This window comes from Streptomyces sp. NPDC013187, from assembly GCF_042899705.1.
In the GTDB taxonomy this organism is placed as follows: Bacteria; Actinomycetota; Actinomycetes; order Streptomycetales; family Streptomycetaceae; genus Streptomyces; species Streptomyces hawaiiensis_A.
This window is the reverse complement of record NZ_JBIBAF010000004.1, coordinates 216,428-239,850: the sequence shown is the minus strand read 5'-3', so window position 1 is coordinate 239,850 and position 23,423 is coordinate 216,428. Positions and strand designations below refer to the sequence as shown.

The following is a 23,423-nucleotide window of genomic DNA, read 5'->3' as shown; positions in this document are numbered from 1 at the left end:
CCTGTGACGCAAGAACGACCAAGCGACAAGGACTCCCCGGAGGGAGCCGCGCTGCCGGGGTCGGAAGCGGGCCTGCCCGGTCAGGACCGGCCGCAGACCGACCGCATCGTCTTCGGCGTCACGGCGGTGCTCACCCTCGCCTTCGTGGTCTGGGGCGCCGCGGCGACCGACTCGCTCGAAGACGTCTCCACCAGCATGCTCAGCGGCCTGATGCACAACGGCGGCTGGGCGTTCATGCTCGCCGCCTCCGGCTTCGTGGTCTTCGCCCTCTGGCTCGCGATCAGCCGCTACGGCCGGATCCACCTCGGCGCGGAGGGCGAGGAACCCGAATTCCGCACGGTGTCCTGGGTCGCGATGATGTTCAGCGCCGGCATGGGCATCGGCCTGATGTTCTACGGCGTGAGCGAGCCGCTGTCGCACTACGGCACGCCCCCACCGGGATCCAATCCGGCCGACTCCGGCGATCGCATGGAGACGGCCATGGCCACCACCCTGTTCCACTGGACGCTCCACCCCTGGGCGATCTACGCCGTGGTGGGTCTCGCCATCGCCTACAGCACCTTCCGCAGGCGCCGCCGGCAGACCATCAGCGCGGTGTTCACCCCGCTGATCGGCAAGAAGAACGCCAACGGAGGCATCGGCCGGGCCATCGACGTCCTCGCGATCATCGCGACCGTCTTCGGCTCCGCCGCCTCCCTGGGCCTGGGCGCGCTCCAGATCGGCTCCGGTGTGCAGGAGCTGAAGTGGATGGACAAGGTGAGCACCGGGCTGCTTGTCACGATCATCGCGGTGCTGACCCTGGCCTTCGTCGCGTCGGCGATCTCCGGTGTGGAAAAGGGCATCCAGTGGCTGTCCAACACCAACATGGTGCTGGCGCTGATCCTCGCCCTGTTCGTGTTCGTGGCGGGCCCGACCATCATCGTCCTGGACCTGCTGCCCACCTCCGTCTTCGCCTACCTCGGCGACCTGCCCCAGCTGGCCGGCCGGACCGAGGCGAGCGGCGGCGAGGGCGTCGCCGACTGGCTGGGCAGCTGGACGGTCTTCTACTGGGCGTGGTGGATCTCCTGGACGCCGTTCGTCGGCATGTTCATCGCCCGCATCAGCCGCGGCCGCACGATCCGCCAGTTCGTCGGCGGGGTCATCCTCGTGCCCAGCACGGTCAGCCTGATCTGGTTCGCGATCTTCGGCGGCTCGGCGATGAAGATGCAGGAGGAGGGGCAGCTCGCCAAGGAGGCGACCCCGGAGGGCCAGCTCTTCGGCGTGCTCCAGCAGTTCCCGATCGCCACCGTCACGAGCCTGCTGGTGATGGTCCTCGTCGGCATCTTCTTCGTCTCGGGCGCCGACGCGGCCTCGATCGTCATGGGCACCCTGTCGCAGAAGGGCGCCCTCGAACCCGGCCGCTTCGTGGTGGTGTTCTGGGGCGTGGTCACCGGTGCGGTGGCCGCGATCATGCTGCTCGTCGGCAGCGGCCAGGGCGACGCCCTGACCGGTCTGCAGAACCTCACGATCCTCGCGGCGGCCCCGTTCGTCATCGTGATGATCTTCATGTGCGTCGCCCTGATGCGCGACCTTCGCCGCGACCCGGTGATCGTGCGCGAGCAGATGGGCTCCGAGGCCGTCGAGATGGCCGTCATGGAAGGCCACAAGAAGTACGACGGCGAGTTCGAGTTCCGCGTCGGCCCGGGCCGCGGCCCGGACGTGGAGGGAGACCCGATCGGCAAGCACTGATCCGCACGGCGAGGGCGGCCCGGGTGCAGGGAACCCGGGCCGCCCTCTGCCGTACGGACAGCGCCGCGCGTCTCAGCCGGAGACCAGCCGGGCCGTCTCCTCCGCACACCCCCAGGCCACGGTGACGCCCGCGCCGCCGTGGCCGTAGTTGTGCACCAGGAGCCGCCCGTCCGGCAGGGTGTCACGCTCGAGCCGGACCGCGGGCCGGGTCGGCCGCAACCCCACCCGGTGCCCCAGCACGCGGGCTCCGGCGATCTCCGGCCTGAGGGCCGCACAGCGGCGGACGATCGCCTCGGCCGTCGCGGGATCCGGCTCCAGCGACCACGCGTCCTCCTCGGAGGTACCGCCGAGGACGAGTCCGCCCGGCTGCGGGAACAGGTACGCATGCTCCCCGGCCGCGTCGGTGGAGACCAGCCAGGTGTCGATCCCGGGGTTCTCCACGACGACCAGCTGCCCGCGCACGGGCCGCACGGAGGGGTCCGGTACGAGCTCCCGCGCGGCGAGACCCGCGCAGTTGACCACGATGGGCGCGTCCACCTCCGCGAAGGAGGACACCGTACGCGTCTCGACCACGCCGCCCGCGGCGGCGAACCGCTCCCGCAGCCACGGCAGGTGGGCCGGCATGTCGATGAGCGGCAGCCGTGCCCACAGGCCCGTCCCCGCGTATTCGCCGGCCGTGGCCGCCCGCAGCCCCGGCACCCGGCCCGCCAGCCACGCGTCGGCCTCGTCGAGGCGGACCTCGCCCTGCACTCCCTCGACCATGCGCACCCCGGCCGGTTCGCCCCCGGCCGCCAGCTCCTCGTACACCTCCAGCGACCGCAGCGCCCACACGCGTGCCGTCGCGACCGGCTCGATCCGGTACGGCCACCACAGCGCGCCCGCGACGGCGGAGGTGGTCGCCTCGACGGCGTCCCGCGTCCACACCCGCACCCGCCGGCCCCGCTCCGCGAGGACCAGGGCGGTCGTCAGCCCGATGACCCCGCCGCCGACCACCACGATCTCGCCACTCGGTTCACCCGTCATGCCCGGACCGTAGCGGAATCTGTCATGCCGTGCTCACATCACGCGCAGTGTGGGGATACTCACCGTATGTGTGCCGAGTACGCGACCTTCGGCCTGGCGCCCGCGATGCGGGCCGGGGGAGTACGCAACGACGGTGGTTACCAGGTCCACCGGGACTTCGTGGACTTCATCGTCGACGGACGCCCCCTGTTGTTCCAGCTCTCCGACCTCGACGCGGTCTCCCCGCTCGCCTCCGACGTCCCGCCCGCGATCTTCACCGCGCAGGTCCGCAGCCTGCTCCTGGAAAGCCCCGCCCCACTGCCCGGCGGCCGCTACGTCGTCTACGGCTGCCCCGAGTGCGAGGACCTGGCCTGCGGCGCCGTCACCGCGGTGATCCGCGGCGACGGCGAGGACTTCGTCTGGCAGGACTTCGCCTGGCAGACCGACGAACACGCCGACCTGGAGCTCAACGGCTACCACGGCATCGGTCCGTTCCGCTTCCGCGGCGCCGAGTACCGGACGGCGCTGAGCGCCCTGCTGAACGGCTCCGCACCCGATCCCCGGCGCCGCATCCTGCTGATCGGCGCCCGCGTCGCCGTCCTCGCGAAGCTGGCCGCCGCGTTGCGCACCATCGGCGTCGGCGCCGACATCGCCCAGGACGCCGACGGCGTACCCGCCGACGAACTCCGCGGCTACGGCGCCGTCTTCCTCGGTCACGCGGCCGGGGAGCAGGAACGTGCCGCCGTCCGCCGCGCCTTCGAGCGCGCCGGGGTACCGGTCGCCCACGTCGACGGCCTCGCCCCGATCGTGCCGCTCCTCGTCGCCCAGATCGAACACGCCCTGGACCGCAGCCCGGCCGAGCAGCGCCGCCTCACCGGCCTGACCGTGACCGACGGCGGCGCGGACGTCGAGGTCACCTCGGCGTGCCGGGTCACCCTGACCGCGTACCGCCTCGACCGGCTCTCCCGCACCCACACCCACGAGGTCTTCGACGGCGTTCTCCAAGCGGGCCGCCACCGGCTCGCCCTCGACGCGAAGGCGGCCAGGGGCCGGTCGTTCGTCGTGGCGCGCACCTCCACAAGCGTCCTGGTGGCGGCCGTACGGCAGTGAGCGGGCGGCGACTAGGATCGGCGCTCTGATGACTGCCACCCTCGTCGCCAAGAACCTCGCCGCCGGCCACGGCGACCGCTCCCTGTTCACCGGGCTCGACCTGGTCGTCGCGCCCGGCGATGTGATCGGCCTGGTCGGGGCCAACGGCGCCGGCAAGTCCACCCTGCTCAGAATTCTCGCCGGACTCACCGTTCCCGAGCAGGGCGAACTGCACCTGTCCCCGCCGAGCGCCACCGTCGGCCACCTCCCGCAGGAACCGGACCGCAGGCCCGGCGAGACCGTACGGGAGTTCCTCGCCCGCCGCACCGGCGTCGCCGAGGCCCAGCGGACCATGGACGAGGCGACCCAAGCCCTGGTCGACGGGGCACCCGGAGCCGACGACGCCTACGCCACCAGCCTGGAGCGCTGGCTCGGGCTCGGCGGCGCCGACCTGGACGAACGCGCCGAGGAGGTCGTCGACGGCCTCGGGCTCGCAGTCGGCCTGGACCAGCCGATGACGTCCCTGTCCGGCGGCCAGGCGGCCCGCGCCGGACTCGCCTCCCTGCTCCTGTCCCGCTACGACGTCTTCCTCCTCGACGAGCCGACCAACGACCTCGACCTGGACGGCCTGGAGCGCCTCGAACGCTTTGTGAGCGGCCTGCGCGCCGGCACGGTGGTCGTCAGCCACGACCGCGAGTTCCTCACCCGCACCGTCACCAAGGTCCTCGAACTCGACCTCGCACAGCGGCAGATCAACCTCTTCGGCGGCGGCTACGAGGCCTATCTGGAGGAGCGGGAGGTGGCCCGCCGGCACGCCCGCGACGAGTTCGAGGAGTACGCCGACAAGAAGGCGGCCCTTCAGGACCGCGCGCAGACGCAGCGCTCCTGGATGGACAAGGGCGTGAAGAACGCGCGCCGCAAGGCGGGCAACGACAACGACAAGATCGGCCGCAAGTTCCGCAGCGAGGCCAGCGAGAAGCAGGCCGCGAAGGCCCGCCAGACCCAGCGCATGATCGAGCGCCTGGACGTCGTCGAGGAGCCCCGCAAGGAGTGGGAGCTGCGGATGGAGATCGCGTCGGCACCGCGCTCGGGCGCCGTCGTCGCGACGCTGCGGGACGCCGAAGTACGCCGGGACGGCTCCGGCGGGTTCGTCCTCGGCCCCGTCTCCCTGCAGATCGACTGGGCGGACCGGGTGGCGGTGACGGGCGCGAACGGCGCCGGCAAGTCCACGCTGCTGGCCGCCCTCCTCGGCCGTATCCCGCTGGACGCCGGGCACGCCGCGCTCGGCTCGGGTGTCCTGCTCGGCGAGGTCGACCAGGCCCGCAAGCTGTTCCACGGCGAGGAGTCGCTGCTCGACGCGTTCCGCGCGGCCGTCCCGGACACCGAACCGGTCGAGATCCGCACCCTCCTGGCCAAGTTCGGCCTCAAGACCGACCACGTCCTGCGCCCGGCGGGGAGCCTCTCCCCGGGCGAACGCACCCGGGCCGCGCTGGCACTGCTCCAGGGCCGGGGCGTCAACCTCCTGGTCCTCGACGAGCCGACCAACCACCTCGACCTGCCGGCCATCGAGCAACTGGAGTCCGCGCTCGACGCCTACGAGGGCACCCTCCTGCTGGTCACCCACGACCGCCGCATGCTGGACGCCGTGCACGTCACCCGCCGCCTGGAGGTGGCGGACGGCAAGGTGACCGAGCGCTAGGGGGTCGTCAGGCGGGTGGCGAGGGAGGGGTAGTCCGCGACGTACCCCTCCTCGTCGAACGCCAGGTCGCTCCGGAAGTCGCCGGAGGCGAAACGGACCCGCCCGGCCCCGAGATGCGTGTAGGTCTGCCGCGACGGCCGCACTGCCAGGTCCGGCACCGAGACCCAGGCCATCAGGAACTCCCGCTCGCCGGACTCTCGGTGCAGCCCGTGCCGCAGTACCGGCATGGTGTTGGTGAGCGGGCACAGACCGAGATCGCAGTCGAGGGCTCCGTCGACGTCGGGCAGCGGCTCGCCGTCCGCGGTCCACCGGCCGTGACCGTCGTGCCGCAGGTCGAGCGTGCGCAGGCCGCCCGCGGTCTCGGCAGTCACCCACAGGCTACGGGTCACGAACCCGTCGGCCGTGTCGAGTTCGTACGTGACCCAGTACGGCTCGGGTTCGATACCGACGGCCCGCCCGCGGGCCCGCAACATGCCTTCGCCTTGCTCGGGCCAGGCGGTCTCGAACCCCCGGCTGGCGAACACGTCCCAGGTGATGGCAGACATACCTTCACCCTAGGCATGAAAGAGGGGCGAAGCACCGCTTCTCAGGGGCGCGGGGAACTGCGCGACCAGCCACAACGGACCCGCAGCTCCCCACGATCACCCCGGCGGAGCCGTCAGCGCTTGCCGCCCTTGGGATCCGCCAGCCCCGCGCGGCGCAGCGCGTCGGCCATGGCACTGTTGGCAGGCTGCGGCGCCTGACGCGAACCGCCACCACCGCCACGGCCACCACCACGCCCGCCCTGCCGCTGCTGCGGCGGACGCCCGCCGCGCTGCCGGCGCTCACCGGAGCCGCCGCCCTGCGGTCCCTGCTGGGCCGCCTCGTCCTCCAGACGCAGCGTCAGCGAGATCCGCTTGCGCGGGATGTCGACGTCGAGCACCTTCACCTTGACGATGTCGCCGGGCTTCACCACGTCCCGTGGGTCCTTCACGAACGTCTTCGACATGGCGGAGACGTGCACCAGGCCGTCCTGGTGGACACCGACGTCGACGAACGCCCCGAACGCGGCGACGTTCGTCACGACGCCCTCCAGGATCATGCCGGACGACAGGTCGGAGATCTTCTCCACGCCCTCCTTGAAGGCCGCCGTCTTGAAGGCCGGGCGCGGGTCGCGACCGGGCTTCTCCAGCTCCTTCAGGATGTCGGTGACGGTGGGCAGACCGAACTTCTCGTCCACGAAGTCCTGCGGCCTCAGCGAGCGCAGCACGCCGGTGTTGCCGACCAGCGAGGCGACCTCCTGCCCGGCGGTCTTCACCATGCGCCGGACCACCGGGTACGCCTCCGGGTGCACGCTCGACGCGTCCAGCGGGTCGTCACCGCCACGGATCCGCAGGAAGCCCGCGCACTGCTCGTACGCCTTCGGGCCGAGCCGCGCCACCTTCTTCAGCTCGCCGCGGGCCTTGAAGGGCCCGTTCTGGTCCCGGTGCGCCACGATGTTCTCGGCGAGCCCGGAGGTGATGCCGGAGACCCGGGCGAGCAGCGGGGCCGACGCCGTGTTGACGTCCACGCCCACGCCGTTCACACAGTCCTCCACCACCGCGTCCAGCGAACGCGACAGCTTCACCTCGGACAGGTCGTGCTGGTACTGGCCGACGCCGATCGACTTCGGGTCGATCTTCACCAGTTCGGCCAGCGGGTCCTGGAGCCGGCGGGCGATCGACACGGCGCCGCGCAGCGACACGTCCATGTCGGGCAGCTCCTGCGAGGCGAAGGCGGAGGCCGAGTACACGGACGCGCCGGCCTCGGACACCATCACCTTCGTCAGGTTCAGCTCCGGGTGCTTGGCGATCAGTTCCCCGGCGAGCTTGTCGGTCTCGCGGGACGCCGTGCCGTTGCCGATGGCGACCAGCTCGACCGCGTGCTCCTCGGCGAGCCGGGCCAGCTTGGCGATGGCCTCGTCCCAGCGGTTGGCCGGGACGTGGGGGTGGATGACGTCCGTGGCGACGACCTTGCCGGTGGCGTCGACCACGGCGACCTTCACGCCCGTGCGGAAACCGGGGTCCAGGCCGAGCGTCGCGCGGGTTCCCGCCGGGGCGGCGAGCAGCAGGTCGCGCAGGTTCGCCGCGAAGACCCGCACCGCCTCGTCCTCGGCGGCCGTACGCAGCCGCAGCCTGAGGTCGATGCCGAGGTGGACGAGGATGCGCGTGCGCCACGCCCAGCGGACCGTGTCCTTCAGCCACTTGTCCCCGGGGCGGCCCCGGTCGGAGATCCCGAACTTGTGCGCGACGATCCCCTCGTACGAAGAGGGCCCGTCCGTCTGCTCCTCGGGCTCCAGGACGAGGTCGAGGACCTCCTCCTTCTCCCCGCGCAGCATCGCGAGGACGCGGTGCGAGGGCAGCTCGGTGAACGGCTCGGCGAAGTCGAAGTAGTCGGCGAACTTCGCGCCCGACTCCTCCTTGCCCTCCCGCACCTTGGCGGCGAGCCGCCCGCGCACCCACATGCGCTCGCGCAGTTCACCGATCAGGTCGGCGTCCTCCGAGAACCGCTCGGTGAGGATCGCCCGGGCACCGTCGAGGGCTGCCTGCGGGTCCGGCACGCCCTTGTCGGCGTCGACGAACGCGGCGGCCGCGGCGAGGGGATCCACGGCGGGATCGCCGAGCAGCCCCTCCGCCAGCGGCTCGAGCCCCGCCTCGCGGGCGATCTGCGCCTTGGTGCGCCGCTTGGGCTTGTACGGGAGATAGATGTCCTCCAGGCGCGCCTTCGTCTCGGCGCCCCGGATGCTCGCCTCCAGCTCTTCGGTGAGCTTGCCCTGCTCGCGCACCGACTCCAGGATCGCCGTCCGCCGCTCCTCCAGCTCCCGCAGATAGCGCAGCCGCTCCTCGACGGTGCGCAGTTGCGCGTCGTCGAGCATCTCGGTCGCTTCCTTGCGGTAGCGGGCGATGAAGGGCACCGTAGAACCGCCGTCGAGCAGTTCCACGGCGGCCCTGACCTGCCGCTCCCGTACGCCGAGCTCCTCGGCGATCCTGCCTTCGATGGACACTGCGTTGATGGACCCGTTGGACCCGGGTGTCGTCACGATCCCGTACCGCCTTCTCCACTGAGGTTGCGCGGCAATTGTGGCAGGTGGCACCGGCACATGGGGATCAGGGCAACACCCGGCAGGTCGGTGTCCTGATCAGGCCCTGCGGGTGGAGGACGAGGCCCCGCCGAACAGCCGGGCCAGGGCCCGGAAGGGCAGGGTCACGACGGTGGCGATGGCGCCGCCGATCTGGCGCAGCACGTCTGCGATAGCACGGAACACGAAATTCCCCTTTCTCCACTCCCGGCCGCGCCGGCCGGTGGAGTGCGGGTACCTCGCAGACGCGTCACTATGCGTCACCCCTTGCCGATCAGATCCGCCGGGAAGGCCCCCGCCTCGAGCGCCGTCTGCGTGAACGCCCCGCCCAGCTCGGTCAGCCGGGTCACTCCCCGCGGGCCGAGATGCTCGTACGGGGCGCGGTCCAGGCGGTCCGTCTCGTCCTCGATCTCCCGGCGCAGGGCCACGCCCCGCTCCGTGAGGTCGCCGGAGGTCTCCAGCAGTCCGCGCCCCCGCAGCCGGTCCGTCGCAGCGTTCCATTCGTCCCGGCTCCAGCCCCGGGTGGCGCACACCCACCTCGGGGTCATGCCCTTGCCCGTCGCCGTGTGGGTCACCATCGCCTCCAGGCCGTCGAGACCCGCGGACATCAGGGCGGCGAGGTGCCCGTCGCCGCGGTGCTCGCGCAGCAGGGTCGCCGCGTGCCAGTAGGCGAGGTGCGGCTCCTCGGGGACGGGCAGGTCGGCGTGTGCCGAGTACAGCGGCCGGGCCTCACGCGAGCAGGCCTCGGCGGCGCGCAGCGCGAGCCGTGCGGCCTCGGCCATCTCCGCCGATGCCAGGGCCTCCTCGCCGAGCAGGCGGCGCAGTGTCGCGTCGACCGCACGCGTGCGCGCGGCCAGGACCTGTCCCGGGGCGGCGGTCTCCCACACCGCCGGCACGTACCGGGCCACGAGCTCGTACTTGTAGTTGTAGAAGGCGGCCGTCACTGCCCCGGCCCCGACCGGTCCGAAGGCGGCGGCCCGCACGGCGAAGTTCACGGCACGCGGGTCGGTGACCCCGACGCTGCCCAGCTCGCGCCCGAGGTCGGGGGAGAAGTAGTGCGTCGCGTGCAGGGAGTTGAGCACGTTGTGGCAGCGTCGGCCGGCGCGCGGCTCCAGAGCGGCAGTCGTCATGCCCGGCAGGTTACCAACCGCTTGGTATGTGCTCCATGGGCAGGCGCCGCATGGCAGGAAAGGTGGGGTACTCGTCCTTGCCGCCACGCGGCGCCCCCGCGAAGAATCGACGGCATGGCCCCCCGCACGGTTCTCGCCGTCCTCTTCGACGGCCTGCAGAGTCTCGACGTCACCGGCCCCCTGGAGGTCTTCGCGGGCGCCGACCTGCTCGCCCCGGGCGCGTACCGCATCCGCACGGCCTCTCTCGACGGGGCGCCCGTGCGGACCACCAGTGGACTGACGCTCGTCCCCGACGAGTCGCTGGTGTCGGCGCCCGACCCGGACATCCTCCTGGTCCCCGGCGGCACGGGCAGCCTGCGGCCGGACCCGCGCCTGGTCGGCTGGGTGCGCGAACACGGACCACGCGTCGAACGCCTGGTCTCGGTGTGCACCGGTGCCGCCGTGCTCGCCGAGGCGGGCCTGCTCGACGGCCGCCGCGCCACGACCCACTGGGCCTACTGCGACCGGCTCGCCCGCGCTCACCCGGCCGTCGAGATCGACCCCGACCCCGTCTACGTACGCGACGGGCACATCGCCACCTCGGCCGGTGTCACCGCCGGCATCGATCTCGCCCTCGCCCTGGTCGAGGAGGACCTGGGCCGGGACGCCGCCCTCACCATCGCCCGCCACCTGGTGGTGTTCCTGCGCCGCCCCGGCAATCAGGCCCAGTTCAGCGCCCAGCTCGCGGCCCAGACCGCACAGCGCGAACCCCTGCGGGACGTCCAGCGCTGGATCACCGATCACCCGGACGCGGACCTCTGCGTCGACGCCCTCGCCGCCCGCGCCCGCCTCTCACCCCGCCACTTCGCCCGCGCCTTCCGTGCCGAGACCGGCATGACACCGGGCCGCTACGTGGACCGCGTCCGCCTCGAACACGCCCGGCGCCTCCTGGAGGACACCGCCGACGGCATCGAGGGGATCGCCCGCACCAGCGGCTACGGCACGCCCGAGGCCATGCGCCGGGCCTTCGTCAGGACGCTCGGAACGCCCCCGGCCGAATACCGCCGCCGCTTCCGCCCCGCGACCACGCCCTGAACGCCCACCCCATCTGCCGACGGAAGGACCTCCATGCAGATCGCCATCGTCCTCTACGACCGCTTCACCGCCCTCGACGCCGTCGGCCCCTACGAGACCCTCGGCCGGCTCCCGGACGCGGAGACCGTCTTCGTCGCCGAGGAGGCCGGCCCCGTGCGGAACGACTCGGGGAACCTCGCGATCACCGCAGACCGCGCCCTGGCCGACGTACCCCACCCCGACATCATCGTGGTCCCCGGCGGCCCGGGCCCGCTCCCCCTCGCGGCGGACGGCCCCCTGCTCACCTGGCTGCGCACCGCCGACGCCACCAGCACCTGGACGACGTCCGTGTGCACCGGTTCCCTGCTGCTCGCCGCCGCCGGACTCCTGCGGGGCCGCCGCGCCACGTCCCACTGGCTGGCCCTGGAGGAGCTGAAGCGCCACGGCGCCGAACCCACGGGGGAGCGGGTCGTCACCGACGGCAAGTACGTCACCGCGGCCGGCGTCTCCTCCGGCATCGACATGGGTCTGACCCTGCTCGGCCGGATCGCCGGCGACGACCACGCGCAGCTCGTCCAGCTCGCGGCCGAGTACGACCCGCAGCCGCCCTACGACGCCGGATCACCCGAGAAGGCCCCCGCGCACCTCGTCGAACTGTTCCGCACGCACTCCGGCGTCATCCTGACGTAGGCACGCTCCAGCCGAACCGCGGCTGCCGGCGCTCCAGGAAGGCGGCGACACCCTCCGCGGTGTCGCCACTCGCCCGCGCCTGACCGGCCCAGTGCGCGTCCCGGTCCGTACGCCCGTCCGCGAACTCCTTGGCCGCCGCCTGCGTCAGCTGTGAACGGGACACCAGGATCCGGGTGAACTCGGCGATCCGCTTGCCGAGTTCGCCCCCGGGCAGCACCTCGTCCACCAGCCCGGTGCGCAGCGCCCGCCGCGCGTCGATCAACTCACCGGAGAACAGCAGGTACTTGGCGGTGGCCGGACCGACCAGGGACACCAGCCGCCGGGTCGAGGACGCCGGGTACACGATGCCGAGCTTCGCGGGTGTCACACCGAACAGGGCCCCCTCCTCGGCGAACCGCAGATCACAGGCCGCCGCCAGTTGCGACCCGCCTCCCACGCAGTGCCCCCGGATCGCGGCCAGCGTCGGCTTCGGGAACGCGGCCAGCGCCTCCTCGGCCCGCACGGCCAGCCCCTGAGCCTCCTCGGGCGAGCCTCGCAGCGTCGAGATGTCGGCCCCGGCGCAGAACGTGCCGCCCTCACCGGTCAGCACCAGCGCCCGTACGGCGGGGTCCTCCCCGAGCTCCTCCAGCAGGGCGGGAAGGGAGCGCCACATCGCGGCCGTCATGGCGTTGCGCTTCTCGGGATGACGTATGACGACCGTCGCGACCGAGTCGGTCACGCGGTGCTGCAGCTGCGGCTCCATGCGCCGGATGCTATCCGGAGGCCAAACCCGTACAACCCGAATAGTTCGCCAAGACGGCACAACAGGGACAGGACCAGTCCCACAACTGACCGTGTCATACGCCAACGGTCAGAAGCGCTCGATACTTGCTGACTTCTGTTCAGTCCCGGGGTATGAGGCGCATCGTTACCAACACTCGGTGTGTGGCGACAATCGAGCGCGAGGGTGGCGACCGGACTATGGACGACGACGGGCGTGGGTTCGGTCCGCGCCCAGAGGGCGGCGCGGCGCCTCTCGGTCCGGGGCCCGCGGATCCGCTGCCTTACGAAGGGGTCTGGAGGTTCACCGCACCGGCGGTCGACGCCTCGGTCCCCCAGGCACGGCACGCCGTGCGGGACCTGCTGCTGCGTCAGGGAGTGCCGGTCTCGGACGACCTGGCGCAGGGGCTGCTGCTGATCGTCTCGGAGCTGGTGACGAACGCCGTGAAGCACGCGGCCGTGCTGTCCCCGACGATCGCCGTCGAGCTGGCCGTCGGTGCCGAGTGGCTCCGGGTGTCCGTGGAGGACAACCATCCGTACCGGCCCACGGCCCTGGAGACGGACCACGGCCGCACCGGGGGGCGGGGACTGCTCCTGGTGCGCGAGGTCACCCGCGAGGCGGGCGGCGTGTGCGAGGTCGAGTACACCGCGAGCGGCGGCAAGGTGATCTGGGCCGCCCTGCCGCTCAAACCCGCGCGCTTCGCGTGAGGGGTCCTTTCGCTGCGGTGCCGGGCCGCGCCACCCGGGCGGGCATGGGGAGAAGGCGCCTGTCGCCCCGTCGCCGGGCCCCGGTCACCAGCCGGCCGACGGGCCCGTCAGCTCCCTGATCGCCGGCCGGGCCGCGTCCAGGACGGTCATGAACCAGGCCGAGAAGGTGTCCTTGGCGTGCCGCTCCGCCAGCTCCGGCGGGGTCACGAACACCGTCGACGCCACCTCCTGCGGGTCCGGCCGCACCACGGCCTGCACCATGCCGACGAAGAGGTGGTTGTACTCCTGCTCCACCAGACCGGACTCCGGGTCCGGGTGGTTGTAGCGGACCGTGCCCGCCTCGGCCAGCAGGGACGGGGAGGCGCCGAGCTCCTCGAACGTGCGCCGCGCCGCCGCCGCGAAGGGCGCCTCACCCGGGTAGGGGTGGCCGCAGCAGGTGTTGGACCACACACCGGGGGAGTGGTACTTGCCCAGCGCGCGCTGCTGGAGGAGCAGCCGGCCGTACTCGTCGAAGAGGAACACGGAGAACGCGCGGTGCAGTTGTCCGGGCGGCTGGTGGGCGGCGAGCTTCTCCGCGGTGCCGATCGTCACGCCGTCCTCGTCGACCAGTTCCAGCAAAATCGCGTCTGCGGTGCCGTTCGACGGGTTGTGCGTCGCGGTGGCAGGTGTGATCGGCATACCCATCCTTCACATCGGTCTTCGCGCCCCAAGTCTGCCGTACGAATCCGGCACTCCCGGCACTTCGCGGCACGCCCGCATGTCCCGCGCGGCGGCGCGGACCGCGGCCGGCACCGGTCGGACGCCGGGAAAAGGGACCCGGTAGATGATCGTGCCCGGCCGGGCAGGCGGAAATTCGTCCCTGCCGTGGCTATGGGGCTCAGCGCGCGTGCTTGTGGCGGAGGGTTGCGTTCTGCGGCGCACGCGCAGCGAAGTGCGCCCCACCTGCTTCCGTCTGCTCCCACTCCGCCCCGCCTGACTCACAGGCCCCTGGGCCACCGTGTCAGTGGCAGAGCCGCGCCTCGTGCTCCGCGTGCCCGCTCGGTTCCAGCTGGAAGGTGCAGTGCTCCACGTCGAAGTGGTCACCGAGGCACCCCTGGAGCTCGTGGAGCATCTTCTCGTGGCCTATCGCGTTCAGTGCCTCCGAGCTGACGACGACGTGCGCCGACAGCACCGGCATACCGGAGGTGATCGTCCATGCGTGCAGGTCGTGGACGTCCTCCACACCGTCCGTGGCGAGGATGTGCGACCGCACCTCCGCCATGTCGACGCCCTTGGGAGCGGCCTCCAGCAGCACGGAGAGCGTCTCGCTGAGCAGTTTCCACGTCCGCGGGGCGATCATCAGCGCGATGACGAGCGAGGCGATCGGGTCGGCGGGCTGCCAGCCCGTGAGCATGATCACCACGGACGAGACGATCACCGTGACCGAGCCCAGGGCGTCGGCCGCCACCTCCAGGAACGCGCCGCGCACGTTCAGGCTCTCCTTCTGCCCGCGCATCAGCAGCGACAGCGAGACGAGGTTCGCCACCAGGCCGATCGCACCGAACAGCAGCGCGAGCCGGCCCTCGGTCTCCGCCGGCGTGATGAAGCGCTGGACCGACTCGTACACGACGTAGCCGCCGGCCCCGAGCAGCAGCAGACAGTTGGCCAGGGCGGCGAGGATCTCGGCCCGGGCGTAGCCGAAGGTGGCCCGCTCGCTGGGCGGCCGGTTCGCGAAGTGGATCGCGAGCAGCGCCATGCCGAGGCCCAGGGCGTCCGTCGCCATGTGCGCGGAGTCCGCGACGAGCGCCAGGGAGTCGGCCAGGGCACCGCCGACGATCTGCACGACCACGATGCCGAGCGTGATCGCCAGCGCGACGCGCAGCCTGCCGCGGTACGCAGAGGTCGCCGTACCGCCGGCCCCCGCCCCGTGCGCATGACCGTGATCGTGCCCAGCCCCCATGAGAAGTCAGCTCCCTGTGTTCGCCTGATCGTGCTCGGGGGCCCAGTGAACTACGGGGAGGGGGTATGTGCAACGCGGCACTGAACACCGTTGTCATGTGCCCTGACCTGCGGAAACGATATGCAGGTCAGGGCACCCTCAGCGGATCAGGAGCCGTGGTGCAGCTGCCAGCCCCGCCAGGCCGACTCGGTCATCTCGCGCACCCCGCGCCGGGCGGTCCAGCCGAGCTCCGCGGCAGCCCGGGCGGCCGAGGCCACCGCTCGGGGGGCGTCTCCGGGGCGGCGCTCCTCGACGAGCGGAGGCCGGCGGTCGCCGGTGACCTCGCCGATGACCGAGACGAGTTCGCGGACCGAGACGCCCTCACCGCGGCCGATGTTGACCGTCAGGTCGCCCTTGCCGCCGCCCCCGGCCAGCCGCCGGGCCGCCGCCAGATGGGCCTCGGCCAGATCGGCCACGTGGATGTAGTCACGGACGCAGGTGCCGTCCGGGGTCGGGTAGTCGTCGCCGAAGATCCGGGGCGCCTCGTCGCGCGTCAGCCGGTCGAAGACCATCGGGACGATGTTGAAGACACCGGTGTCCGCCAGCTCCGGCGCGGCGGCGCCCGCCACGTTGAAGTAGCGCAGACATACCGTGGAGATCCCGTGCGCCTTTCCCGCCGCCCGCACCAGCCACTCCCCGGCCAGCTTGGTCTCGCCGTACGGGTTCACCGGCGCGCAGGGGGTGTCCTCCGTGATGAGGTCCACACCCGGGTCGCCGTACACGGCGGCCGACGAGGAGAACACGAAGCGCTCGATCCCGGCCTCGGCGACCGCGTCCAGCAGGGTCACCAGGCCGCCGACGTTCTCCCGGTAGTAGCGCGTCGGCTGCGCGACGGACTCGGCGACCTGCTTGCGCGCCGCGAGATGCACCACGCCCGTCACGCCGTGCTCGGCGAAGACCCGCTTCAGCAGCTCACCGTCCAGCGAGGAGCCCCGCACGAGCGGGACCTCGGCAGGGAGCCGCGCGGGCACCCCGGCCGACAGATCGTCCAGGGCGAGAACGCGTTCCCCGGCCTCGCTCATGGCCCTGGCCACATGTGCTCCGATATAGCCGGCACCGCCGGTGATCAGCCACGTCATGGTCGCCCACCCTATGCGGCCGGGGACACCGCCCGCGCAATGTCCTCGATGTCCGTTTAAAGGGGCACGGTTTGTGGGGCGGGCCCCGGATCCCCGATGATGATCGCGGCAAAGGCTCGTGCGAACCGCGTCGATCCAGCCGCCGAACAGGCGGTGAACGTGGCACTCCCGGCATCCGATAGCCTCTGCCGACACGCCGCCGGGAGCCACCGGAGAAGGCGCCCCCATCATGTACGTCACCGGCGCGGACGCGTTCGGTACCCAGGGAGTGAATTCGGTTGTCGACCGCCATCCTCACCGGCCAGCCGGTCCCCGGATCGTCGATCGAGGCCGACCTGCGATCCCTCGGGTTCGACCTCCGGACCGCGACCGACGCCGCCGAGGCCGAGACCCTCCTCGCCGAGGTACCCGGCGACCAGAGGGTCGCCCTGGTCGACGCCCGCTTCGTGGGCCACGTGCACGCGCTGCGCCTCGGCCTCACCGACCCCCGCTTCCCGCTCGCCGCGATCCCCGGCGCCGTCACCGCCCAGCCCGCCGGCCGCCAGGCGCTGACCCGGGCGATGGCCCGCGAGAACTCCGCCGGCGGCGGCACCACCCTCGTCGACAGCCTCGCCGACCGCATCCTCACCGCGCTCGACGCCGACGGCACCGCCGTGCACCGCCCCGAGCTGGGCAGCCTGGTCGCCGCCGTCCCCGCGGACCCGCAGGCCCGCAACGAGGCCCGGCAGGCGGTAACGGACGTCGACGACGAGGCCGTACGCCTGAAGTCCGCCGTGAAGGCCCGCGACGGCTTCTTCACCACCTACTGCATCAGCCCCTACTCCCGCTACATCGCCCGCTGGTGCGCCCGCCGCGGCCTGACCCCTAACCAGGTCACCACCGCCTCGCTGATCACCGCCCTCATAGCGGCGGCCTGCGCGGCCACCGGCACCCGCGGCGGCTTCGTCGCGGCCGGCGTCCTGCTGATCGCGTCCTTCGTGCTGGACTGCACCGACGGCCAGCTCGCCCGCTACTCCCTGCAGTACTCCACGCTCGGCGCCTGGCTCGACGCCACCTTCGACCGGGCCAAGGAGTACGCCTACTACGCCGGCCTCGCGCTCGGGGCCGCCCGCGGCGGCGACGACGTATGGGCCCTGGCCCTCGGTGCCATGGTCCTGCAGACCTGCCGGCACGTCGTGGACTTCTCCTTCAACGAGGCCAACCACGACGCCACCGCCAACACCAGCCCCACCGCCGCCCTCTCCGACAAGCTCGACAGCGTCGGCTGGACGGTCTGGGTCCGCCGGATGATCGTCCTGCCCATCGGCGAGCGCTGGGCGATGATCGCCGTGCTCACGGCGGTCACCACCCCCCGCATCACCTTCTACGCGCTGCTCATCGGCTGCGCCTTCGCGGCGACGTACACCACGGCGGGGCGGGTGCTGCGGTCGCTGACGCGGAAGGCCCGGCGGACCGATCGGGCGGCCGCGGCCCTGGCCGACCTCGCGGACAGCGGTCCGCTCGCCCAGGGCTTCGCCGAGGCGCTCAAGAAGCCCGCCCGCAGGCTGCCGGGCTTCACCGCACCCGCCGTCGCCCTCCTGGGCGGACTCGGCGTCGTCCTCACCGCCGCACTGACCGGCTTCGGCGGCCCCTGGCCGATCGTCGCGGCCGTCGCCTACGCCCTCACCTCCGGTCTCGCCGTCGCCCGCCCCCTCAAGGGCGCCCTCGACTGGCTGGTCCCCCCGTTCCTGCGCGCCGCCGAGTACGGCACCGTCCTCGTCCTGGCCGTCAAGGCCGACGTGGAGGGAGCCCTTCCGGCGGCCTTCGGGCTGGTGGCCGCGGTCGCCTACCATCACTACGACACGGTCTACCGCATCCGCGGCGACGCCGGAGCGCCCCCGGCCTGGCTGGTGCGCTCCATCGGGGGGCACGAAGGGCGGACGCTGCTCGTAGCCGTCCTCGCCGCGCTGCTCACCGCCTCGCAGTTCAAGGTCGCGCTCACGGCACTGGCCGTGGCCGTGGCCCTGGTGGTGCTCGTCGAGAGCATCCGCTTCTGGGTCGGCGCCCACCAGGGCGGCGCACCCGCCGTACACGATGAAGGAGAAACCGCATGATCGGCCTCGTGCTCGCGGCCGGCGCCGGACGGCGTCTGCGCCCCTACACCGACAGCCTCCCCAAGGCACTGGTGCCGGTGGGCCCCGCGGGCATAGAAGGCGAACCCACGGTCCTCGACCTGACCCTCGGCAACTTCGCCGAGATCGGTCTCACCGAGGTCGCGATCATCGTCGGCTACCGCAAGGAGGCCGTGTACGCGCGCAAGGAAGCCCTTGAGCAGAAGTACGGCCTCAAGCTCACCCTCATCGACAACGACAAGGCCGAGGAGTGGAACAACGCCTACTCCCTGTGGTGCGGGCGTGACGCCCTCAAGGACGGGGTGATCCTCGCCAACGGCGACACCGTCCACCCGGTCTCCGTCGAGAAGACGCTGCTCGCCGCCCGCGGCGACGGCAAGAAGATCATCCTCGCCCTCGACACGGTCAAGGACCTCGCGGACGAGGAGATGAAGGTCGTCGTCGACCCCGAGAAGGGCATGACGAAGATCACCAAGCTGATGGACCCCGCCGAGGCCACCGGCGAGTACATCGGTGTCACCCTCATCGAGGGCGACGCCGCCCCCGAGCTGGCCGACGCCCTCAAGGCCGTCTGGGAGACCGACCCGCAGCAGTTCTACGAGCACGGCTACCAGGAGCTCGTCAACCGCGGCTTCCGCATCGACGTGGCGCCGATCGGCGACGTCAAGTGGGTGGAGATCGACAACCACGACGATCTCGCCCGCGGACGGGAGATCGCGTGCCAGTACTGACCCGGCTCATCCCCTCCCCGCTCGTCGTCGACATCCGCCCGGGTGCTCTCGACGACCTGGCGTGCGTCCTCGCCGACGAGCGCATCTCGCATTCCGGCCGCCTCGCCGTCGCCGTCAGCGGCGGCTCCGGCGCCAAGCTGCGCGAGCGCATCTCGCCGAGCATGCCCGGCGCCACCTGGTACGAGGTCGGCGGCGGTACGCTCGACGACGCTGTCCGGCTGGCGAGCGACATAAAGGCCGGCCACTTCGACGCGGTCGTCGGCCTCGGCGGCGGCAAGATCATCGACTGCGCCAAGTTCGCCGCGGCACGCGTCGGCCTGCCCCTGGTCGCCGTGCCCACGAACCTCGCGCACGACGGCCTGTGCTCGCCGGTCGCCACCCTCGACAACGACGCGGGCCGCGGCTCCTACGGTGTGCCGAACCCGATCGCCGTCGTCATCGACCTGGACGTCATCCGTGAGGCCCCGGTGCGTTTCGTGCGCGCGGGCATCGGCGACGCGATCTCCAACATCAACTCGATCGCCGACTGGGAACTGGCCAACCGGGTCAAGGGCGAGAAGATCGACGGACTCGCCGCCGCCATGGCCCGCCAGGCGGGCGAAGCGGTGCTCCGGCACCCGGCCGGGGTCGGCGACAACGGCTTCCTCCAGGTACTCGCCGAGGCGCTCGTCCTCACCGGCGTCGCGATGTCGATCTCCGGCGACTCGCGGCCAGCCTCGGGATCGTGCCACGAGATCAACCACGCCTTCGACCTGCTGTACCCCAAGCGCGCCGCTTCCCACGGCGAGCAGTGCGGCCTCGGCGCGGCCTTCGCGATGTGGCTGCGCGGGGCGCAGGAGGAGTCGGCGTACATGGCCGAGGTCCTGCGCCGCCACGGCCTGCCCGTGCTGCCGGACGAGATCGGCTTCACGACGGACGAGTTCGTCAAGGCCGTCGAGTTCGCCCCGGAGACCCGGCCCGGCCGCTACACCATCCTCGAACACCTCGACCTGAACACCGAACAGATCAAGGACATCTACGCCGACTATGTCAAGGCCATCGGTAGCTGAACTACGCCCCGTCGTTCACCCCGCAGGGGTGAAGGACCGGCGCAGCGGTGAGCACTGGATGGGACGCCTCTACATGCGTGAGGTGTCCCTGCGGGTCGACCGCTACCTGGTGAACACCAGGGTCACACCCAACCAGCTCACGTACCTGATGACCGTCTTCGGTGTGCTCGCGGCCCCGGCACTGCTCGTGCCGGGGATCGCGGGCGCCGTGCTCGGTGTGGTGTGCGTCCAGATGTATCTGCTGCTGGACTGCGTCGACGGCGAGATCGCGCGCTGGAAGAAGCAGTACTCGCTCAACGGGGTCTACCTGGACCGCGTTGGCGCCTACCTGACCGACGCCGCCGTGCTCACCGGCTTCGGCCTGCGCGCCGCCGACCTGTGGGGCAGCGGCCGCATCGACTGGCTGTGGGCCTTCCTCGGCACGCTGGCCGCCCTCGGCGCCATCCTGATCAAGGCGGAGACCGACCTCGTCGGCGTCGCCCGGCACCAGGCCGGCAAGCCCCCCGTCAAGGAGGCCGCATCCGAGATGCGCTCCTCCGGCATGGCGCTGGCCCGCAAGGCCGCCGCCGCCCTGAACTTCCACCGCCTCATCCTCGGCATCGAGGCGTCCCTGGTGATCCTGGTGCTGGCGATCGTCGACCAGGCCCGCGGGGACCTCTTCTTCTCGCGGCTCGGCGTGGCGGTCATGGCCGGCATCGCCCTGGTGCAGACCCTGCTGCACCTGGTGTCCATCCTCGCCTCCAGCAGGCTGAAGTGAGCGGCATGAAGGTCGGCGCCGTCATCATCACCATGGGCAACCGGCCCGAGGAGCTGCGCGCCCTGCTCGACTCCGTCGCCAAGCAGGACGGCGACCCGGTCGAGGTGGTCGTCGTCGGCAACGGCTCGCCCGTCCCGGACGTCCCCGAAGGCGTCCGCACCATCGAGCTGCCCGAGAACCTCGGCATCCCCGGCGGCCGCAACGTCGGCATCGAGGCCTTCGGCCCCTCCGGCCGGGACGTCGACATCCTGCTCTTCCTCGACGACGACGGACTGCTCGCGAGCCACGACACCGCCGAGCTGTGCCGCAAGGCGTTCGAAGCCGACCCGGGGCTCGGCATCGTGAGCTTCCGCATAGCCGACCCGGAGACCGGTGTCACCCAGCGCCGCCACGTCCCCCGGCTGCGCGCCGCCGACCCGATGCGCTCCTCGCGTGTGACCACCTTCCTCGGCGGCGCCAACGCCGTGCGCACCCGCGTCTTCGCCGACGTCGGCGGACTCCCGGACGAGTTCTTCTACGCCCACGAGGAAACCGACCTGGCCTGGCGGGCCCTGGACGCGGGCTGGATGATCGACTACCGGTCCGACATGGTGCTGTACCACCCGACGACCGCCCCCTCGCGGCACGCGGTCTACCACCGCATGGTCGCCCGCAACCGCGTCTGGCTGGCCCGCCGCAACCTCCCCGCGCCGCTCGTCCCGGTCTACCTCGGCGTGTGGCTGCTGCTCACCCTGCTGCGCCGCCCCTCCCGCAGCGCGCTGCGAGCCTGGTTCGGCGGATTCCGCGAAGGCTGGACCACCTCGTGCGGTCCCCGCCGGCCCATGAAGTGGCGTACGGTGTGGCGGCTGACCCGGCTGGGCCGGCCCCCCGTCATCTGACAAGCTCGTATCCGGGAGACACCCGGGAGCCCCCGGGCCGTACCCTGGCCCCGGCTCGTGCCGGACCGGCACAGGCCGAGCATCTCGAAGACGAAAGTTTCCACTAGTGAGTGAGACAACGCACGACGCCACGGTCGCGGTGACCCCGCCCGCGGCGCCCGACGAGGGCCTCACGGCGAGGGAACTCGCCGCCAAGCACGGGCTGACCGTGAGCGGCGCCCGTCCGTCCCTCATCGAGTACGTCCGTCAGCTCTGGGACCGGCGGCACTTCATCCTCGCCTTCTCCCGGGCGAAGCTGACCGCCCAGTACAGCCAGGCCAAACTGGGCCAGCTGTGGCAGGTGGCCACGCCGCTGCTGAACGCGGCCGTGTACTTCTTCATCTTCGGCCTGCTCCTGGAGGCCGACCGGGGCATGTCCCGTGAGGTGTACATCCCGTTCCTGGTCACGGGCGTGTTCGTGTTCACCTTCACGCAGAGCTCGGTCATGGCGGGGGTGCGCGCGATCTCCGGCAACCTCGGCCTGGTCCGCGCCCTGCACTTCCCGCGCGCCTCGCTGCCGATCTCCTTCGCGCTGCAGCAGCTCCAGCAACTGCTGTTCTCGATGATCGTGCTGTTCGCCGTCACGATCGGCTTCGGCCACTACCCGGACCTGTCCTGGCTGCTGATCGTGCCGGTGCTCGTGCTGCAGTTCTGCTTCAACACCGGCCTCGCGCTGATCATGGCCCGGGCGGGCGCCAAGACCCCCGACCTCGCGCAGCTGATGCCGTTCGTGATGCGGACGTGGATGTACGCCTCCGGTGTGATGTTCTCCATCCCGATCTTCCTGGCGGACAAGCCGGCCTGGATCGCGAACATCCTGCAGTGGAACCCGGCCGCGATCTACATGGACCTGATGCGTTTCGCCCTCATCGACGACTACAGCGGCAAGTTCCTCCCCGACCACGTCTGGGCGGCCGCGGGCGCCTGGGCCGTGCTCTTCGCCCTGGGTGGCTTCGTGTACTTCTGGAAGGCGGAGGAGAGGTACGGCCGTGGCTGAGCAGCAGCAGGACGCGCGCATCCCCACCGTCGTCGCGGACGACCTGCACATCGTCTACCGCGTCAACGGCGCCAAGACCGGCAAGGGCAGCGCCACCGCCGCCCTCAGCCGCATCGTCAAGCGCGGCGAGGAGCGGGGCGTGCGCAAGGTGCACGCCGTGCGCGGCGTCTCCTTCGTGGCGTACCGCGGCGAGGCCATCGGCCTGATCGGCTCCAACGGCTCCGGCAAGTCGACCCTGCTGCGCGCCATCGCCGGTCTGCTCCCGGCCGAGCAGGGCAAGGTCTACACCGACGGCCAGCCCTCGCTGCTGGGCGTCAACGCGGCCCTGATGAACGACCTCACCGGCGAGCGGAACGTCATCCTGGGCGGTCTCGCCATGGGCATGTCCCGTGAGGAGATCAAGGAGCGCTACCAGGACATCGTCGACTTCTCCGGCATCAACGAGAAGGGCGACTTCATCACCCTGCCCATGCGCACCTACTCATCGGGCATGGCGGCCCGGCTCCGCTTCTCCATCGCGGCGGCCAAGGACCACGACGTCCTGATGATCGACGAGGCCCTGGCGACCGGCGACCGGAAGTTCCAGAAGCGTTCCGAGGACCGCATCCGGGAGCTGCGCAAGGAAGCCGGCACGGTGTTTCTGGTCAGCCACAACAACAAGTCCATCCGCGACACGTGCAACCGCGTCCTGTGGCTGGAGCGCGGCGAGCTGCGCATGGACGGCCCCACGGACGAGGTGCTCAAGGAGTACGAGAAGTTCACGGGCAAGTAGTCCGCTTTCGGACAGGGCCCCGACGGAACTGTTCCGGCGGGGCCCCGCGTCTGCAAAGGAAACGTCAACTCCGGCCC

At 71.6% G+C, this 23,423-nt stretch carries 22 protein-coding genes; 13 read left to right on the top strand and 9 right to left on the bottom strand.

Features of this window, described 5'->3' with window-relative positions:
• Positions 1–3 precede the first annotated feature (3 nt).
• Positions 4–1,728, top strand: coding sequence for a BCCT family transporter (locus ACFY5B_RS09655; protein WP_389967026.1), 1,725 nt, complete (start codon positions 4–6; stop codon positions 1,726–1,728).
• A 72-nt stretch (positions 1,729–1,800) separates the two neighbouring features.
• On the opposite strand, the gene ACFY5B_RS09650 is transcribed toward ACFY5B_RS09655, so the two are convergent.
• Positions 1,801–2,751, bottom strand: coding sequence for an NAD(P)/FAD-dependent oxidoreductase (locus ACFY5B_RS09650; protein ID WP_389967023.1), 951 nt, complete (start codon positions 2,749–2,751; stop codon positions 1,801–1,803).
• A gap of 66 nt (positions 2,752–2,817) precedes the next feature.
• Here ACFY5B_RS09650 and ACFY5B_RS09645 point away from each other — a divergent pair, with 66 nt between their 5' ends.
• Both ACFY5B_RS09645 and ACFY5B_RS09640 read left to right on the top strand, forming a co-directional pair.
• Positions 2,818–3,840, top strand: a complete 1,023-nt coding sequence (locus tag ACFY5B_RS09645; protein WP_389967020.1) for an oxidoreductase — start codon at positions 2,818–2,820, stop codon at positions 3,838–3,840.
• 28 nt (positions 3,841–3,868) lie between these two features.
• Positions 3,869–5,518, top strand: coding sequence for an ABC-F family ATP-binding cassette domain-containing protein (locus ACFY5B_RS09640; RefSeq protein ID WP_389967017.1), 1,650 nt, complete (start codon positions 3,869–3,871; stop codon positions 5,516–5,518).
• Here the strand turns inward: ACFY5B_RS09640 and ACFY5B_RS09635 are convergent.
• The 4 genes from ACFY5B_RS09635 to ACFY5B_RS09620 form a co-directional block, all read right to left on the bottom strand.
• A complete protein-coding gene (locus ACFY5B_RS09635) occupies positions 5,515–6,063 on the bottom strand; it encodes a putative glycolipid-binding domain-containing protein (RefSeq protein ID WP_389967014.1) in 549 nt (182 codons plus the stop codon). The genes ACFY5B_RS09640 and ACFY5B_RS09635 overlap by 4 nt on opposite strands.
• A gap of 113 nt (positions 6,064–6,176) precedes the next feature.
• Positions 6,177–8,576, bottom strand: a complete 2,400-nt coding sequence (locus ACFY5B_RS09630) for a Tex family protein (protein ID WP_389967011.1) — start codon at positions 8,574–8,576, stop codon at positions 6,177–6,179.
• Positions 8,577–8,675: 99 nt separating this feature from the next.
• Positions 8,676–8,801: an LPFR motif small protein gene (locus tag ACFY5B_RS09625; RefSeq protein WP_267889763.1), complete on the bottom strand. Its 126-nt coding sequence runs from the start codon at positions 8,799–8,801 to the stop codon at positions 8,676–8,678.
• A 74-nt stretch (positions 8,802–8,875) separates the two neighbouring features.
• Positions 8,876–9,745, bottom strand: a complete 870-nt coding sequence (locus ACFY5B_RS09620) for a hypothetical protein (RefSeq protein WP_389967008.1) — start codon at positions 9,743–9,745, stop codon at positions 8,876–8,878.
• 114 nt (positions 9,746–9,859) lie between these two features.
• Between ACFY5B_RS09620 and ACFY5B_RS09615 the strand changes: the two genes are divergently transcribed.
• Together ACFY5B_RS09615 and ACFY5B_RS09610 are read left to right on the top strand one after the other, a co-directional pair.
• Positions 9,860–10,819, top strand: a complete 960-nt coding sequence (locus ACFY5B_RS09615) for a GlxA family transcriptional regulator (RefSeq protein ID WP_389967005.1) — start codon at positions 9,860–9,862, stop codon at positions 10,817–10,819.
• Between the two features lie 33 nt (positions 10,820–10,852).
• Entirely contained in the window at positions 10,853–11,488 is a 636-nt protein-coding gene (locus ACFY5B_RS09610; RefSeq protein WP_389967002.1) for a DJ-1/PfpI family protein, read from the top strand.
• Here the strand turns inward: ACFY5B_RS09610 and ACFY5B_RS09605 are convergent.
• Positions 11,475–12,230: an enoyl-CoA hydratase/isomerase family protein gene (locus ACFY5B_RS09605; protein WP_389966999.1), complete on the bottom strand. Its 756-nt coding sequence runs from the start codon at positions 12,228–12,230 to the stop codon at positions 11,475–11,477. The two genes, ACFY5B_RS09610 and ACFY5B_RS09605, sit on opposite strands and share 14 nt — an antisense overlap.
• A 218-nt stretch (positions 12,231–12,448) precedes the next feature.
• Here ACFY5B_RS09605 and ACFY5B_RS09600 point away from each other — a divergent pair, with 218 nt between their 5' ends.
• Positions 12,449–12,955 carry an ATP-binding protein gene (locus tag ACFY5B_RS09600; protein WP_107453994.1) on the top strand — a complete coding sequence of 169 codons (507 nt, stop codon included), beginning with the start codon at positions 12,449–12,451 and terminating at the stop codon, positions 12,953–12,955.
• An 84-nt stretch (positions 12,956–13,039) separates the two neighbouring features.
• On the opposite strand, the gene idi is transcribed toward ACFY5B_RS09600, so the two are convergent.
• The 3 genes from idi to galE all read right to left on the bottom strand — a co-directional run bounded on the left by idi (position 13,040) and on the right by galE (position 16,012).
• Positions 13,040–13,633 carry an isopentenyl-diphosphate Delta-isomerase gene (gene idi / locus ACFY5B_RS09595; RefSeq protein ID WP_388315525.1) on the bottom strand — a complete coding sequence of 198 codons (594 nt, stop codon included), beginning with the start codon at positions 13,631–13,633 and terminating at the stop codon, positions 13,040–13,042.
• 322 nt (positions 13,634–13,955) lie between these two features.
• A complete protein-coding gene (locus ACFY5B_RS09590; protein WP_389966995.1) occupies positions 13,956–14,894 on the bottom strand; it encodes a cation diffusion facilitator family transporter in 939 nt (312 codons plus the stop codon).
• Between the two features lie 146 nt (positions 14,895–15,040).
• Positions 15,041–16,012 carry a UDP-glucose 4-epimerase GalE gene (galE, locus tag ACFY5B_RS09585; protein ID WP_389966992.1) on the bottom strand — a complete coding sequence of 324 codons (972 nt, stop codon included), beginning with the start codon at positions 16,010–16,012 and terminating at the stop codon, positions 15,041–15,043.
• A 278-nt stretch (positions 16,013–16,290) separates the two neighbouring features.
• Here galE and ACFY5B_RS09580 point away from each other — a divergent pair, with 278 nt between their 5' ends.
• The 7 genes from ACFY5B_RS09580 (at position 16,291) to ACFY5B_RS09550 (ending at position 23,346) form a co-directional block, all read left to right on the top strand.
• Complete coding sequence (locus ACFY5B_RS09580; protein ID WP_389966989.1) at positions 16,291–18,105, top strand: DUF5941 domain-containing protein; 1,815 nt, start codon at positions 16,291–16,293, stop codon at positions 18,103–18,105.
• The gene (locus tag ACFY5B_RS09575; RefSeq protein ID WP_030840917.1) at positions 18,102–18,854 is read left to right on the top strand and encodes a sugar phosphate nucleotidyltransferase; all 753 of its coding nucleotides are present in this window, start codon (positions 18,102–18,104) and stop codon (positions 18,852–18,854) included. The genes ACFY5B_RS09580 and ACFY5B_RS09575 overlap by 4 nt, the downstream gene beginning before the upstream one ends.
• Complete coding sequence (locus ACFY5B_RS09570) at positions 18,842–19,903, top strand: iron-containing alcohol dehydrogenase family protein (RefSeq protein WP_389966985.1); 1,062 nt, start codon at positions 18,842–18,844, stop codon at positions 19,901–19,903. Before ACFY5B_RS09575 ends, ACFY5B_RS09570 begins: the two co-directional genes overlap by 13 nt.
• Positions 19,881–20,660, top strand: a complete 780-nt coding sequence (locus ACFY5B_RS09565) for a CDP-alcohol phosphatidyltransferase family protein (RefSeq protein ID WP_107454448.1) — start codon at positions 19,881–19,883, stop codon at positions 20,658–20,660. The genes ACFY5B_RS09570 and ACFY5B_RS09565 overlap by 23 nt, the downstream gene beginning before the upstream one ends.
• A gap of 5 nt (positions 20,661–20,665) precedes the next feature.
• Positions 20,666–21,538: a glycosyltransferase family 2 protein gene (locus ACFY5B_RS09560; protein ID WP_389967711.1), complete on the top strand. Its 873-nt coding sequence runs from the start codon at positions 20,666–20,668 to the stop codon at positions 21,536–21,538.
• 106 nt (positions 21,539–21,644) lie between these two features.
• On the top strand, positions 21,645–22,574 hold the full coding sequence (locus ACFY5B_RS09555) for an ABC transporter permease (protein ID WP_389966981.1): 930 nt from the start codon (positions 21,645–21,647) through the stop codon (positions 22,572–22,574).
• The gene (locus ACFY5B_RS09550) at positions 22,567–23,346 is read left to right on the top strand and encodes an ABC transporter ATP-binding protein (protein WP_389966978.1); all 780 of its coding nucleotides are present in this window, start codon (positions 22,567–22,569) and stop codon (positions 23,344–23,346) included. Before ACFY5B_RS09555 ends, ACFY5B_RS09550 begins: the two co-directional genes overlap by 8 nt.
• Positions 23,347–23,423: the final 77 nt, after the last annotated feature.

Excerpts from the sequence above, each read along its gene's own strand:
- ACFY5B_RS09610 (WP_389967002.1), top strand. The coding sequence starts at position 10,853 with ATGCAGATCGCCATCGTCCTCTACGACCGCTTCACCGCCCTCGACGCC.
- ACFY5B_RS09590 (WP_389966995.1), bottom strand. The coding sequence starts at position 14,894 with ATGGGGGCTGGGCACGATCACGGTCATGCGCACGGGGCGGGGGCCGGC.
- idi (WP_388315525.1), bottom strand. The coding sequence starts at position 13,633 with ATGCCGATCACACCTGCCACCGCGACGCACAACCCGTCGAACGGCACC.
- ACFY5B_RS09620 (WP_389967008.1), bottom strand. The coding sequence starts at position 9,745 with ATGACGACTGCCGCTCTGGAGCCGCGCGCCGGCCGACGCTGCCACAAC.
- ACFY5B_RS09560 (WP_389967711.1), top strand. The coding sequence starts at position 20,666 with ATGAAGGTCGGCGCCGTCATCATCACCATGGGCAACCGGCCCGAGGAG.
- ACFY5B_RS09600 (WP_107453994.1), top strand. The coding sequence starts at position 12,449 with ATGGACGACGACGGGCGTGGGTTCGGTCCGCGCCCAGAGGGCGGCGCG.
- ACFY5B_RS09615 (WP_389967005.1), top strand. The coding sequence starts at position 9,860 with ATGGCCCCCCGCACGGTTCTCGCCGTCCTCTTCGACGGCCTGCAGAGT.
- ACFY5B_RS09605 (WP_389966999.1), bottom strand. The coding sequence starts at position 12,230 with ATGGAGCCGCAGCTGCAGCACCGCGTGACCGACTCGGTCGCGACGGTC.
- ACFY5B_RS09575 (WP_030840917.1), top strand. The coding sequence starts at position 18,102 with ATGATCGGCCTCGTGCTCGCGGCCGGCGCCGGACGGCGTCTGCGCCCC.
- ACFY5B_RS09640 (WP_389967017.1), top strand. The coding sequence starts at position 3,869 with ATGACTGCCACCCTCGTCGCCAAGAACCTCGCCGCCGGCCACGGCGAC.
- ACFY5B_RS09645 (WP_389967020.1), top strand. The coding sequence starts at position 2,818 with ATGTGTGCCGAGTACGCGACCTTCGGCCTGGCGCCCGCGATGCGGGCC.
- ACFY5B_RS09650 (WP_389967023.1), bottom strand. The coding sequence starts at position 2,751 with ATGACGGGTGAACCGAGTGGCGAGATCGTGGTGGTCGGCGGCGGGGTC.
- galE (WP_389966992.1), bottom strand. The coding sequence starts at position 16,012 with ATGACGTGGCTGATCACCGGCGGTGCCGGCTATATCGGAGCACATGTG.
- ACFY5B_RS09565 (WP_107454448.1), top strand. The coding sequence starts at position 19,881 with ATGTCAAGGCCATCGGTAGCTGAACTACGCCCCGTCGTTCACCCCGCA.
- ACFY5B_RS09635 (WP_389967014.1), bottom strand. The coding sequence starts at position 6,063 with ATGTCTGCCATCACCTGGGACGTGTTCGCCAGCCGGGGGTTCGAGACC.